This window comes from Parabacteroides provencensis, from assembly GCF_900232875.1.
Taxonomy (GTDB): Bacteria; Bacteroidota; Bacteroidia; order Bacteroidales; family Tannerellaceae; genus Parabacteroides; species Parabacteroides chinchillae.
The window spans coordinates 919,389-932,111 of the sequence record NZ_LT960489.1 but is presented as its reverse complement, the minus strand read 5'-3'; the positions used below and the strand labels follow the sequence as shown (position 1 = coordinate 932,111).

Here is a 12,723-nt window from a genome sequence, read left to right as displayed (position 1 = left end):
AATAGTTCGGGGGAAAAAATATAGAAGATGCCGATAAAAAGAGTAACATTTCCCATTATCCAGGCTAACGCCCGGGTGTAAATTTTTTTTACGAATGTCTGTAAAATTTTTTTACACTGGCTTTGCTTCTGTTTTTTATTTAATTTGATAATCTGATAGTTGCAATTGTGGCATACCGTTTGCTTATCTTTTTTTGATGTAACAAATAATACGTATATGCGAATTGTAGCCATCTATTTTCTGTTATCCTTCTGTTTGATACAAACAAAAGCCCAGACCTACTGGTCGCTGGATGACTGTATCCGTTACGGAATAGAGCGGAACTTGAACTTGAAAAACAGCCGGCTGGATGTCCGGATAGCGCATGAAGACTATATTGGTGCTATAGGCCGTTTCTTGCCGGAGGTCTCTGCTTCGGGCAGTCTGGGTAAACGCTTCGGGCGTTCGGTCGATCCTAAAACCAATCTGTATACCTCTTCTTCATTTGTGGAAAGCAATATGGGACTGAGTGTTTCCTTACCTTTATTTGATGGTTTTACGCGGATAAACCGGCTGAAGTTCAACCGTCTGAACCGGCACATCAGTAAGTTGAATGCTAAAGTAAAGGAAAACGACATAGCCTATCAGGTAATGGAAGCTTTTTATAAGCTTTGTTTTGAAGAAAAGATGTGGAGACTTGCTGTCGAACAACGTAAATTAAGCGAAGAATATCTTACACAGACAGAAGAATTTCTGAGCCTGGGACTTAAATCCTCTTCAGACTTGCAGGAGATGAAAGCCCGTCTTCAATCGGATATTTATCAGGAAACAGTGCGCGAAAATAACTGCAATTCTTTTCTTATCTACCTGAAGGAATTATTAAATCTTACAGCTTCCGATTCGTTGCGGATTGCTTATGACGCGGACGATGCAACATTGTCTTTGCAAGAAAATACTTCGGTGGAGGATATTTACAGACAATCCGAAGAGGTATTGCCTCAGTTTCTGGCAGTTCAATTACAACAAAAGGCAGCACGGAAGTCACTGGCCTTGGCTGCAGGTAAGTTCTCGCCATCTGTTTGGGCGGATTTCGGACTCAGTTCCGGCTATTATGATACAGAACGGAACGAACAGGGAAATGTAATTTCTTTGTCGGATCAGTTGAGGAACAACCAGCGTAAATATATCGGTATAAGCGTCTCTTTCCCGATCCTGAGTGGCTTGTCGCGCTTTACGGAAGTAAGGAAAGAGCGCTTGCGTGTGAAGCAGGCCGACAACAATGCCGCCCAACAAAAGATCACATTGTATGCCGAGATTGAAGACGCCGTGCAACAGCTTCGTGCTTCCATAGCAGAACACCGGCAGGCTTTGGAGCAACTTCGAGCTGAGGAAATCTCATTGCATGAAAACGAAGAGAAGTGGGCGGAAGGCTTAATTTCTGTTTTTGAATTAATGGAAAAGCGTAACCGTTATATTTCGGCTAAGGCCGAACTATCACGCACCCGCCTGCAATATGAAATTAAAAGCCGTACGGTCGGATTCTACCGTACGGGAACATTTATTCCGTCAAATTAATGCATTATGATAAATAATATGGACACCCGTATAGAACGGAAATCCCGTTTTACGAAGAAGCAAATCTATTCTGCGGCAGGCGGCTTGCTGCTTTTACTTTGTGTTGCATGGCTTGTTCTTCGCGACACCTCTTCATCCATGAAGGTGGAGAAAGAACGTTTAACAATAAGCCGGGTGGAACAAGGGCAGTTTAATGACTATATTCGCGTGATCGGGCAGGTATTGCCAAGCCGTATCATCTATCTGGATGCTATCGAAGGCGGCCGGGTGGAAGAACGTTTGCTGGAAGAAGGAGCGATGGTAAAGGCCGGAGACGTAATTTTGCGCCTTAGCAATCCGTTACTTAATATCGGAATCATGCAGAGCCAGGCCGATCTGGCTTATCAGGAAAACGAACTGCGTAATACGCGTATCAGCATGGAGCAAGAGAGCCTGAGATTAAAACAGGAGCGTATCGGACTGGACAACGACCGGGTGAAAAGAGAGCGCCGCTTCCGTCAATATGAACGGCTTTATAATAAGGGATTACTCTCGAAAGAAGATTATCTTTTAGCTAAAGAGGAATATGAAACAGCTACAAAGCAGTTGAAAGTGGTGGACGAACGTATCCATAACGACAGCTTGTTCCGTAAGGCACAATTGGCCAGTCTGGACGAAAATATCCGAAACATGAAACTGAGTCTGGAACTGGTGCGCGAACGGTTGGAGAACCTCAAGGTGAAGGCGCCTGTAGACGGACAGCTCGGAAATCTGGAAGCCCAGATAGGACAGTCTATCGCCCAGGGCGAACGTATCGGACAGATCATCACGCCCGATCTGAAAGTGGAGGCAAAGATAGACGAACACTATGTGGAGCGTATTCTTCCGGGATTGCCGGCCGGTTTCGAACGTGAAGGAAAAAAATATGAAATGGAGGTAACGAAGGTTTATCCCGAGGTACGTGAAGGTCAGTTTCGTACCGACTTGTACTTTGTTTCCGGCCGGCCGGAGAATATTCGTGCCGGACAAACCTACCATTTGAACTTGCAATTGGGAGATCCGGTGCAAGCCGTGCTTGTGCCTCGCGGCAGTTTTTATCAGGCAAGCGCCGGACAGTATATATATGTAGTGAACGAAGACGAAACGGAGGCCCGTCGCCGTCCGGTTAAGCTGGGGCGCCAGAATCCACAATACTACGAGGTGGTAGAAGGAATCGAGCCGGGCGAAAGAGTGATTACCTCCGGCTATGAGTTGTTTGGAGAAAATGAACGTTTAATTATCAGATAAATGGAATATTGGTCGCAAGTGATAAGAAGCCAGCGGACGCGGAAGTCGCTTCTGTTTATTAATATATTCGGACTGTCCGTATGTATAGCTGCCGCATTGCTTATATTACTTTTTGTAAGGTTTGAGTTGAGTTATGACTCTTTTCATGACGGCGAACGTATCTACAGGGTGGAGAGCCGGTTGTATGAAGGGGAGGCGCTGACCGATAATTGGGCTACCACTGCTTTCGGACATGCACCTGCCATGAGCCATGAAATACCGGGTATCGAGAAGTACGCCCGCCTCACGGCGCAGGATAAAGAACAGGAGGTAACTTATGAGGATAAACAGTTTGCCGAGAAAAAGTATTGTTATGCCGAACCTACCTTTTTCGAGCTGTTCAACTTTCCGGTAATAAAAGGCGATAAAACCGGCCAGTTGGTACGTCCTAATACGGTGGTGCTGACTGAAAGTGCGGCTCATCGCTACTTTGGCGATCAGGAACCGCTGGGTAAGATATTAACCTTCCGCACCGCTTCGGCCGAACAATACTTTGAGGTGACGGGAGTGATTGCCGATATGCCGGCCAATTCACATATCCGTTTCGACTTCCTATTGTCGTATTCTACCATACCGGAAGCTTTCAGGGATATTTGGTATATTCATGGGGTTTATACCTATGTACGGTTGGAACCGGGCAAGAACCCGAAAGATATAGAAACCGCTTTCCGTTCGATCTCCGATAAATATAAACCGGCTGCACTCAGCTATAAAACATGGGCGGTAGAACTGATACCGCTGAAAGATATTCACCTGACGCCTCAGAAACCGTATGAGAAGGAGACAAAAGGCAGTCGTACGGCCGTCTATATTCTTTTTTGGATGGCAATAGCCCTGCTGCTGATCGGGTGGGTGAATGCTCTGAACCTGACGATTGCCCGTTTTCTGGAGCGCGGACGCGAGTTCGGTATGCGGAAAGCCTTCGGTGCTTCACGCAGGCAAATCATCATACAAGGATTATTGGAAGCCGGGTTGCTAAATGCTGTAGCCGTAGTTGTTGGGATGGGATGGCTGGAAGCACTTCTTCCTTTGGTCTATTCGTGGGCCGGACAAGATTTCGGAGTGGGCATTTTGTATCAGCCGGCTTTCTGGGCAACTGCTGCGGCCTTGTTTGTGGTGGGTACGTTGTTCACAGGCTTATATCCGTCGGTGTTGCTTACCCGTATCCGGCCGTCTGATATAATGCGCGGTAAGCTCTTGCATAGCCGGAAGGGGAATGTGATCAGGAAGACATTGATCGTTGTGCAGTTTGTTGCCTCTTTTGTCTTGATAACGGGTACGTTTGTTGTGATACAACAAGTACGTTATATGCAACAGCAAACATCTGCTATGTCGCTGAAACAAATATTGGTACTGAAATATCCGTCATATACGGAAGATATACAGGCTAAGATGGAGAGCTTTAAGAAGCAACTGGAAAAGATACCGGACGTACGCAAGGTCTCTGTCTCGGGGGCGGTGCCGGGTGTGGAGGTGGCTAACTATTTTAGTAACCGTCCGTATGGCAGCGATCTTTCCGATTCCAAAATGATACAGATGTTCCCTGTAGACTATGATTACTTTTCTATTTATCAGCCTGAATTGGTTTGCGGACGAAGCTTTTCGGAAATGTATGGCGACGAGCTGAATAAAGTCGTGCTGAATGAAGAGGCTGTTTCTCTTTTGGGTTTCTCCTCACCGGAAGCGGCTTTGGGCAAACAGTTGGCCATGGAGGTTGTGAAAGAACCGTTGGAGATAATAGGTGTGGTTAAGAACTTTCACCAGCAATCGTTATCCATATCTTATAAACCAATCATCTTCTTCATAAAGGAACGCGTATCTTTACTGGTGACTCCTTATATTTCGGTTGCTATGAACGGAGCGGCAAATGCCGGCAGGTTGGCAGAGATAGAGCAAGTCTACCGGGATTTCTTTCCTTCCGCTTTGTTCTCCTATTTCTATCTGGACGATTTTAATGACAACCAGTATAAGGCCGACCGCAATTTCGGATGGATGTTTGCCAGTGCCGCATTGCTGGCTGTGTTTGTTGCCTGCCTAGGGCTATGGGTGGTTACGCTTTTCTCCACGTTGTCTCGTGTAAAGGAAGTAGGCATACGCAAAGTGCTGGGTGCTACAAAGGTGAGCCTGTTTACCGTACTTACGCGCGAATTGTTAATGCTTACACTTTTGTCGGCTGTGGTGGGAATACCGCTTTCAGCTTTTCTGATGACGGGTTGGCTCGAGAGTTATGCTTTCCATATCGGTTTGCCATTGTGGATATATCCTGTGGCATTTATATTACTCGTATTGGTTGCTTTTATTACGATTGTCCGTCAGGTATGGCGTGTTGTTCGCCTGCGTCCGATGCGCATATTAAGGAATGAATAATTAAATAAAAAACAGAATATGATTAAGACAGAGAATTTATCCATGGTCTTCACAACAGAAGATGTACAGACGAAAGCATTGAATGAAGTTAACCTGGAGATCAGGCAGGGAGAATTTGTTGCCATTATGGGACCATCGGGCTGCGGCAAGTCTACATTGCTGAATATATTGGGCACACTGGATTCTCCGACTTCCGGCAGATATATTTTCAATGGTGCGCAAGTGGATAAGATGAGCGAAAGCCAGTTGACATCATTCCGTAAGGGTAATATCGGTTTTGTGTTCCAGAGCTTCAACCTGATTGATGAACTGACGGTTTACGAGAACGTGGAACTGCCCTTGGTCTATCTGGGTAGCAAAAGCGTCGAGAGGAAGAAAAAGGTAGCCGAGGTGTTGGAACGTATGAATATCGCCCACCGCGCCGGGCACCTTCCCCAACAGCTTTCCGGAGGACAGCAGCAGCGTGTAGCCATTGCCCGTGCAGTTGTAACGGACTGTCCTTTGATTCTGGCAGACGAACCAACCGGAAATCTGGACTCTACAAATGGTATCGAGGTGATGGAGTTACTTTCCGAATTGAACAGGCAAGGCACAACGATTGTAATGGTGACTCACTCCAAGCGGGATGCAGGCTATGCGCACCGTATTATTCATCTGCTGGATGGGCGGATCGTATCGGAAGAACATAACGAACCAGTTTAAGAACTCAGCTTTATGATAATACAGAATTACTGGAACAGTGCCATTAATATAGTGGGGCTTGTCATTGGTATGGCTGCCAGTTGGCAAACGGCCAAAGTGGTCTTCGGCAAACCGGCACGGGCGTTGCGATATGAATGATATACCCTTTTCTGTTATTCTTTCAGGAACGGTACTATATGTTTATGTATAATTTCCGGCTGGTTCAGATTGTGCCCGGTGTTGGGCAAGATTACTAATTCCGAATTGGGAATTGTGCAGTGTGCTTCTTCGAAACAGCTTGTTTCGAAGAAGAAATCTTTATCTCCTCCTATAATGAGGGTTGGAGATTGGATAGTTGCCGCCGCCTCTTTGGAAAGATATACTTCTGTTTGCCATAATGGGCGCATGTAAGTTATCAGGGAATCCATTCTTGCAAGGTCATTTGGGGACGCATCCGCTCCCAGGCGGTCTTTGCCTGTTACCGTTTTTATCCAGTTTACGCCTTCCGGTTTGTAGTCGGAATAGCGGAAACAACCGGCCAGCGAAATAATACGGTCTATACGTTGAGGATAAAGGGCGGCTAAACAATAGGCTGTAACTCCTCCGTCACTGAATCCTACAACCGAAGCCTTGCTTTCTTTCTCGTTGTCTAATACGGCTATTATGTCTTCTGCAAATAAGCCGAAAGAGTAAGGGCGGTTTCCTAACGTAGACCTGTTGTGTCCGCGAAATGAAACTGCAATTACTTTGTGTGCCTTTTTCAGGCTGTCCGCCAGAGAAGTATATCCGTCTATGTTTCCTAAGCCGCCATGTAATATGACAACAGGTTTTCCTTGCCCGGATACTTCGTAATAGATAAGCGCATCGCCACGATCTGCGTATTTTGCCTGTTTTTGTGCCGTAAGATGGGGCATGATTCCGAGTAGCAGGAGAAGGAAAAGTATTTTTGCTGTTTTCATTTCTGTATATTATTCAATAGGGGGGAAGGGGAGTTCTGTGTCTTTGCGATAGCCGGTGCCGTTGAAGGTGGCAATCAGTTCGCCGGCTTCGTTAGTGATGCTGACTTCGCAATTGGCCAGCCGTTTGTGGCTGAACACTTCACGTGCTTCGGCATACAGGTAGCCCCGGCTCTCGGCTTTGAAGAAGTTGATGCTGGAGGTGATGGAGAGCGTTAGCCGGGCGTGGCTGTTGGTGGCTGCTGCAAAGGCCAGATCGGCCAGGGTAAAGATTGCACCGCCTTGACATACTCCGCCTCCGTTCAGGTGCTCCGGTTTGATCTCCATACGGGCTTTAGCGTAACCATTGCCTGTTTCTGTCAGTTCTACACCTGCCAGAAGGGCAAATTTATCTCCTTGAAGGAATTCGTTTATTGTCATTTTGATATGTTATGTGGTTTATTTGGTGTTATTTTGAAATGCTTTTGCTTTGATATTCCCTTTTTAGGCTTACAAAACCATTACCGCCCTTACGGTGAAGCCTCCGTAGGCCTGCAAAACCGTTACCAACGCGTGGGCAGCCCTTTCGTAGGCCTACAAAACCTTCACAGCTACTCCGGTGAAGGTTCTGTAGCCCTACGGAGGCTTCGCAGCCGCAGCTGCGAAATCAGTTACTTAGTTTCCACTCTGCGCCGTCCTTCGTGTCTTTTATTTCGAAGCCGAGGGAGGTCAGTTCGTTGCGTATCTTGTCGGAAGTTGCCCAGTCTTTGTTTGCTTTGGCCTGTTGGCGGATGGACAACAAAAGGTCTACCGCTTTGCCAAACGTTTCGTAGTTGTTGCCTCCGGCAGACGCTTCGTCTTTCATTCCCAGAATGTCGAAGATGAATGTGTGGAATACATCTTTCAGTTCTTCCAGGTCTTCGGCAGAGATGGTTGCTTTGCCGTCTTTTACGGAGTTGATGGCGCGGCAGGCGTCGAAGAGGTTGGAGATGACGATTGGTGAGTTGAGGTCGTCGTTCATCGCCTCGTAGCATCTCTGGCGCAGTCCTTTTACGTCTACGGATGAGGTGGCCGATGGTTGCAGCTTTTGCAAATGGCTGTAAGCTTCCATCAGGCGGCTTAGCCCCTTTTCGGATGCTTCCAACGCTTCATTGCTGAAGTCTACCGTGCTGCGGTAGTGTGCCTGGAGAATAAAGAAGCGGATCGTCATCGGAGAATAGGCGTGGTGCAACATATTATGGTTGCCTGTGAAGAATTCTTCCAGTGTAATGAAGTTGCCTAACGATTTGCCCATCTTCTGCCCGTTGATCGTAATCATATTGTTGTGCATCCAGTAGTGTACCATGTCGTCGCCTTGCGAGGCTACGGCCTGTGCAATCTCGCATTCGTGGTGGGGGAAGATCAGATCCATGCCGCCGCCATGTATGTCGAAGTGCTCGCCCAGATATTTCTTACCCATGGCTGTACATTCGCAGTGCCAGCCGGGGAAACCGTTGCTCCAGGGTGAGGGCCAGCGCATGATGTGTTCGGGTTGTGCGCATTTCCAGAGGGCGAAGTCTACCGCATTGTGCTTCTCGTCCTGTCCGTCCAGTGCACGGGTGGTGTTGAGCATGTCTTCGATGTTGCGTCCTGAGAGTACACCGTAGTTATGGTCTTTGTTGTATTTCTCTACGTCGAAGTAAACAGAGCCCTGGCTTTCGTAGGCATAGCCGTTGTCCAGTATTTTCTTTACCAGTTCGATCTGTTCGATGATATGCCCTGAGGCGTGTGGTTCGATGCTTGGCGGAAGAACGTTTAATTCTTCCATGGCGTGATGGTAACGGTTCAGATAATATTGAACCACTTCCATCGGCTCCAGTTGTTCCAGACGGGCTTTCTTGGCAATCTTGTCTTCGCCTTCGTCGGCATCATGTTCCAGATGGCCTACGTCGGTGATGTTGCGCACATACCGTACCTTATAGCCCAGATGGGTGAGGTAGCGGAACAAGAGGTCGAAGGTGATAGCCGGACGCGCATGTCCCAGATGAGCATCTCCATATACGGTAGGACCGCAAACGTACATGCCTACATGCGGTTCGTGCAGGGGTACGAATTGTTCCTTCTTTCGTGTAAGCGTGTTGTAAATGTGCAATGGATGTTCCATATCTATACGTTTTTAAGAGTCGCAAATATAGGAATAATCTCCCTGTATGGCAACCTGTTTATGCGGTATTACGTTAATTTAGTTTGTTGCCGGAACCGTATTGCAGACGATGTTGAAATTAAAGTGGTACCTTTGCCATGTAATCGTTTTTTATAGAGAATGAAGATACGTGCATTGACAGTCTTATTTTTGATGATATTTTGCATTTTGCAGATGACGGCGCAGGACAATGTGGCTGTGTGTGATAGTGCCGGGAAGAGAATTGCTGTTGTAGAGTATAAGTTCAATCCCAAATCATTGATCCTTCCGGCCTCTTTAATAACAGTAGGTGCCATTGGTACGGCTATCGACGGCATGAGCGACTTCCATCTGTTTACCCGCAAAGAGTCGGTGAAGAAGATACATATAGACGATTATATGGAGTGGGGGATGCTGGCCTGGCCTTTTTTATGTGACTTGATGGGAAAAGAGGAGCATAACTGGGCAGATCAGCTTTGCCTCGTTGTGCTGGCCGAAGGTTTAAATGCCGGTATGACCCGTACTCTGAAATATACGGTGAAAGAACCGCGCCCCGACGGAGGAGCTTACTCCTTCCCGTCCGGTCATACGGCAAATGCTTTTTTAGGGGCACATATGGCATATAAGGAGTTTAAGGATAGTAATGCCTGGCTGGCCTATTCCGGTTATGCCCTGGCTACTTTCGTAGCATGTTCCCGTTTGTACAATAATCGTCATTGGGTGGCGGATGTGGTGGCAGGTGCCGGATTTGGGATCTTATCTGTAGAGTTGTCTTATTTGATTTATTTTCCGATACGGAATGCCATCGCCCGTAAAATTAACCTTAAAAAGACGAATAGCCTGGTGCTGTCGCCCGTCGTGAATGAATATGGGGGAGGTTTGTATCTTTCTTATTCCTTTTAAATGCAAACCGGATTCCAGAGACTTTGGAGTTATGCTTGCAGAGTGTCTGGAGTTATCGCTGTAAAGTCTGTAGAGTTACCGCTGCATACGCTATGGAGTTATGCCTGCAGACACTTTGCAAGCATAACTCCAAACTGTTTGGACTAATTATAGTGCTCTCTTTGGTTCACTTCCAGCAACTCTTCTAAATAAGTACGGTCGTTGCTCAGGCGTGGAATCTTATGCTGCCCTCCTAGTTTGCCTTTCTGCTTGAGCCAGTCGTAAAATACGCCTTCTCTTGATATTATTATTTCCAGAGGCTGGAGGGAAATATCTTTATACCGTTTTGCTTCGTAGTCTGAGTTGAGTTCCTGCAAGTGTTTATCCAACAATGCTGCAAATTCACTGATTGATGGAGGCATTTCTTCAAATTCGATAAACCACTGGTGACGGCCTTTGGCTTTGTCTAATATAAAAAGAGGAGCGGCTGTATACTCATTTACTTTAGCTCCGGTTTCTCTACAAGTGAGACTAAGAGCCTTGTCTGCATTATCAACCATTAATTCTTCACCGAATGCGTTGATATAATGTTTGGTTCTTCCCGAAATGACGAATTTATGAGGGAAAAGCGAGGTGAAGCGTACGGTATCTCCAATCTGATAACGCCATAATCCTCCGGTTGTAGAGATAACCATTGCATAGTTTTTGTTGGTCTCTACCGCCTCTAACGGCAAAACGGTGGGATTAGAGGTTCCTACTTCGTTCATGGGAATAAATTCGTAAAATATACCATAATCCTGCATCATCAGCAGACTGGGGTTATCGGGATCGTCTTGTATCCCGAAAAAACCTTCGGACGCATTATAGGTTTCAACATAATGCATTTTGCCGGAAGGGATCAATGCCTTGTATTGGTCGCGGTAAGGTTCGAAGCTGATACCGCCATGGAAAAAGACTTCCAGGTTAGGCCATACTTCGGTTAAGTTTTCTTTTCCTGCTTTTTGAAGAATAGCTTTAATCAGTACCAGCATCCATGAAGGTACACCGGAAAGGCTGTTTACATCCTCATTCCAGGTGTTTTCTACAATTGCTTTTATTTTGCTTTCCCATTCGTCCATCAGTATAACGCGTTTACTGGGAACCCGCATCAGGTTGACAAGCGGACTAAGGTTCTGTAATAAAACGGCCGACAGGTCGCCACAATGAGCTTGTGCATTAAGTGGTGACGGACTATGGCTGCCTCCTAGTATCAGACCTTTCTTAGAGAAAAAGCGGCTTTCGGGATTATTGCGAAGGTAGAGGGCTACACAATCAAAACCTCCCTTATAGTGGCATCCCCGCAGTATTTCGTTTGTTACAGGTAAAAATTTGCTTTTATCATTCGTTGTACCGCTGCTTTTGGCATACCACCGAATGATAGAGGGCCAAAGAATATTTCTTTCTCCGTTTATCATCCGTTCAACATAAGGTTTGATATCATCATACGTTTGCAAAGGTACCCGTTGATGATAATCTTCATAGCTGCGTATACTTTTATAATCGTATTTTCTTCCCCACTCGGTACATCTGGCACCGGCTAGAAGAGCATGCAGCTGTCTACGCTGGATTATATCGGTATCCTGCCCAAACTTCTCAATATTTTTCTGACGTTGTAGAAAAAATAGTGAAATCGTTTTTGTTAAAATATCCATGCTCCCTATTTTGTATTGGGCACAAATGTAGGCATTCTCTTTTTATTTATATCTTTGCCTAATAATAAATTAACGTTACTATGAAAATAGGGATTCTCTCATCCGGCGGCGATTGCCCTGGTATCAATGCTACAATACGCGGCGTTGGCAAGACTGCTATCATGCACTATGGAATGGATGTAATAGGGATTCACAGCGGCTTTATAGGCCTTCTGAATAAAGATATACAGACCTTTGATGAGAGAAGCCTCTCCGGAATACTTAATCTGGGAGGGACTATTCTGGGAACTTCTCGTGAAAAGCCTTTTCGTAAATTATTAGCTTCGGGCGATACTGAAAAGCCTCAGATTATTAAGCAGAATTATGAAGAATTAGGATTAGATTGTCTTGTATGCATAGGAGGAAACGGCACGCAGAAAACGGCAAATCTCCTTGCCCGCTTAGGATTGAACGTAATAGGCGTTCCTAAGACGATCGATAATGACGTTTGGGGAACGGATATTACTTTTGGATTCGATACGGCAGTTAACATTGCAACCGAATCTATAGACCGCCTGCATTCCACTGCAAGTTCTCATAAAAGAGTGATGGTTGTGGAAGTTATGGGACATCATGCCGGCTGGATTGCTTTATATGCCGGTATGGCCGGAGGGGCGGATGTTATTTTATTGCCCGAATTGGGGTATGACATTAACAAGGTAAATGAAGCAATTCTGAATCGTGCCCACCGCGGAAAGCCCTATTCTATTGTTGTTGTTGCCGAAGGTATTGACACTCCGGACAAAAAACGTCCGTCTGATTATATTACGAAAGAAATAGAGGCCGTTACGGGCATTGAGACTCGCGATACTGTATTAGGGTATACACAGCGGGGAGGAAATCCGTCTCCTTTTGACCGTAACCTTGCTACACGTCTTGGAGGTCACGCTACGGAATTGATTGCTAATAGACAATTCGGAAGGATGGTGTGCATAAAAGGGTCGTCTGTCGGATCTATTCCTCTATCGGAAGTGGCAGGTAAGCTAAAACTTGTAACACCGGAGCACGATTTGATTATTCAAGGAAAAAGGATGGGGGTAACATTCGGGAAATAAAATAAAAAAGGTTGTGCGTCCTCTGACACACAACCTTTTTTACTTTATACTAG

General features: G+C 46.0%; 11 protein-coding genes. 7 read left to right on the top strand and 4 right to left on the bottom strand.

Features of this window, described 5'->3' with window-relative positions; all coding sequences use genetic code 11:
• The first annotated feature begins 216 nt into the window (after positions 1-216).
• The 5 genes from CTY47_RS10715 to CTY47_RS17540 are packed head-to-tail and all read left to right on the top strand — an operon-like array spanning position 217 to position 6,066.
• Positions 217-1,554 carry a TolC family protein gene (locus CTY47_RS10715; protein WP_099464738.1) on the top strand — a complete coding sequence of 446 codons (1,338 nt, stop codon included), beginning with the start codon at positions 217-219 and terminating at the stop codon, positions 1,552-1,554.
• Positions 1,555-1,572: 18 nt separating this feature from the next.
• Positions 1,573-2,820 carry an efflux RND transporter periplasmic adaptor subunit gene (locus CTY47_RS10710; RefSeq protein WP_158228531.1) on the top strand — a complete coding sequence of 416 codons (1,248 nt, stop codon included), beginning with the start codon at positions 1,573-1,575 and terminating at the stop codon, positions 2,818-2,820.
• Positions 2,821-5,226, top strand: coding sequence for an ABC transporter permease (locus CTY47_RS10705; protein WP_099464736.1), 2,406 nt, complete (start codon positions 2,821-2,823; stop codon positions 5,224-5,226).
• A gap of 18 nt (positions 5,227-5,244) precedes the next feature.
• Entirely contained in the window at positions 5,245-5,928 is a 684-nt protein-coding gene (locus CTY47_RS10700) for an ABC transporter ATP-binding protein (protein WP_099464735.1), read from the top strand.
• A 12-nt stretch (positions 5,929-5,940) separates the two neighbouring features.
• Entirely contained in the window at positions 5,941-6,066 is a 126-nt protein-coding gene (locus CTY47_RS17540; RefSeq protein WP_262497728.1) for a hypothetical protein, read from the top strand.
• Positions 6,067-6,080: 14 nt separating this feature from the next.
• Here the strand turns inward: CTY47_RS17540 and CTY47_RS10695 are convergent, their stop codons facing one another.
• The 3 genes from CTY47_RS10695 to cysS form a co-directional block, all read right to left on the bottom strand.
• The gene (locus CTY47_RS10695; RefSeq protein ID WP_099464734.1) at positions 6,081-6,866 is read right to left on the bottom strand and encodes an alpha/beta fold hydrolase; all 786 of its coding nucleotides are present in this window, start codon (positions 6,864-6,866) and stop codon (positions 6,081-6,083) included.
• 9 nt (positions 6,867-6,875) lie between these two features.
• A complete protein-coding gene (locus tag CTY47_RS10690; RefSeq protein WP_099464733.1) occupies positions 6,876-7,283 on the bottom strand; it encodes a PaaI family thioesterase in 408 nt (135 codons plus the stop codon).
• Positions 7,284-7,509: 226 nt separating this feature from the next.
• Positions 7,510-8,985, bottom strand: coding sequence for a cysteine--tRNA ligase (gene cysS / locus CTY47_RS10685; protein WP_099464732.1), 1,476 nt, complete (start codon positions 8,983-8,985; stop codon positions 7,510-7,512).
• Between the two features lie 213 nt (positions 8,986-9,198).
• Here cysS and CTY47_RS10680 point away from each other — a divergent pair, with 213 nt between their 5' ends.
• Positions 9,199-9,906 (top strand): phosphatase PAP2 family protein, encoded by a 708-nt coding sequence (locus tag CTY47_RS10680; RefSeq protein ID WP_233202160.1) that lies wholly within the window; start codon positions 9,199-9,201, stop codon positions 9,904-9,906.
• Between the two features lie 143 nt (positions 9,907-10,049).
• Here the strand turns inward: CTY47_RS10680 and CTY47_RS10675 are convergent, their stop codons facing one another.
• Positions 10,050-11,576 (bottom strand): GH3 auxin-responsive promoter family protein, encoded by a 1,527-nt coding sequence (locus CTY47_RS10675; RefSeq protein WP_099464730.1) that lies wholly within the window; start codon positions 11,574-11,576, stop codon positions 10,050-10,052.
• A gap of 80 nt (positions 11,577-11,656) precedes the next feature.
• On the opposite strand from CTY47_RS10675, the gene CTY47_RS10670 reads away from it, so the two are divergent.
• Positions 11,657-12,670, top strand: coding sequence for an ATP-dependent 6-phosphofructokinase (locus CTY47_RS10670; protein WP_099464729.1), 1,014 nt, complete (start codon positions 11,657-11,659; stop codon positions 12,668-12,670).
• The last annotated feature ends 53 nt before the right edge of the window (positions 12,671-12,723 follow it).

Excerpts from the sequence above, each read along its gene's own strand:
- CTY47_RS10715 (WP_099464738.1), top strand. The coding sequence starts at position 217 with ATGCGAATTGTAGCCATCTATTTTCTGTTATCCTTCTGTTTGATACAA.
- CTY47_RS10710 (WP_158228531.1), top strand. The coding sequence starts at position 1,573 with ATGGACACCCGTATAGAACGGAAATCCCGTTTTACGAAGAAGCAAATC.
- CTY47_RS10705 (WP_099464736.1), top strand. The coding sequence starts at position 2,821 with ATGGAATATTGGTCGCAAGTGATAAGAAGCCAGCGGACGCGGAAGTCG.
- CTY47_RS10700 (WP_099464735.1), top strand. The coding sequence starts at position 5,245 with ATGATTAAGACAGAGAATTTATCCATGGTCTTCACAACAGAAGATGTA.
- CTY47_RS17540 (WP_262497728.1), top strand. The coding sequence starts at position 5,941 with ATGATAATACAGAATTACTGGAACAGTGCCATTAATATAGTGGGGCTT.
- CTY47_RS10695 (WP_099464734.1), bottom strand. The coding sequence starts at position 6,866 with ATGAAAACAGCAAAAATACTTTTCCTTCTCCTGCTACTCGGAATCATG.
- CTY47_RS10690 (WP_099464733.1), bottom strand. The coding sequence starts at position 7,283 with ATGACAATAAACGAATTCCTTCAAGGAGATAAATTTGCCCTTCTGGCA.
- cysS (WP_099464732.1), bottom strand. The coding sequence starts at position 8,985 with ATGGAACATCCATTGCACATTTACAACACGCTTACACGAAAGAAGGAA.
- CTY47_RS10680 (WP_233202160.1), top strand. The coding sequence starts at position 9,199 with ATGACGGCGCAGGACAATGTGGCTGTGTGTGATAGTGCCGGGAAGAGA.
- CTY47_RS10675 (WP_099464730.1), bottom strand. The coding sequence starts at position 11,576 with ATGGATATTTTAACAAAAACGATTTCACTATTTTTTCTACAACGTCAG.
- CTY47_RS10670 (WP_099464729.1), top strand. The coding sequence starts at position 11,657 with ATGAAAATAGGGATTCTCTCATCCGGCGGCGATTGCCCTGGTATCAAT.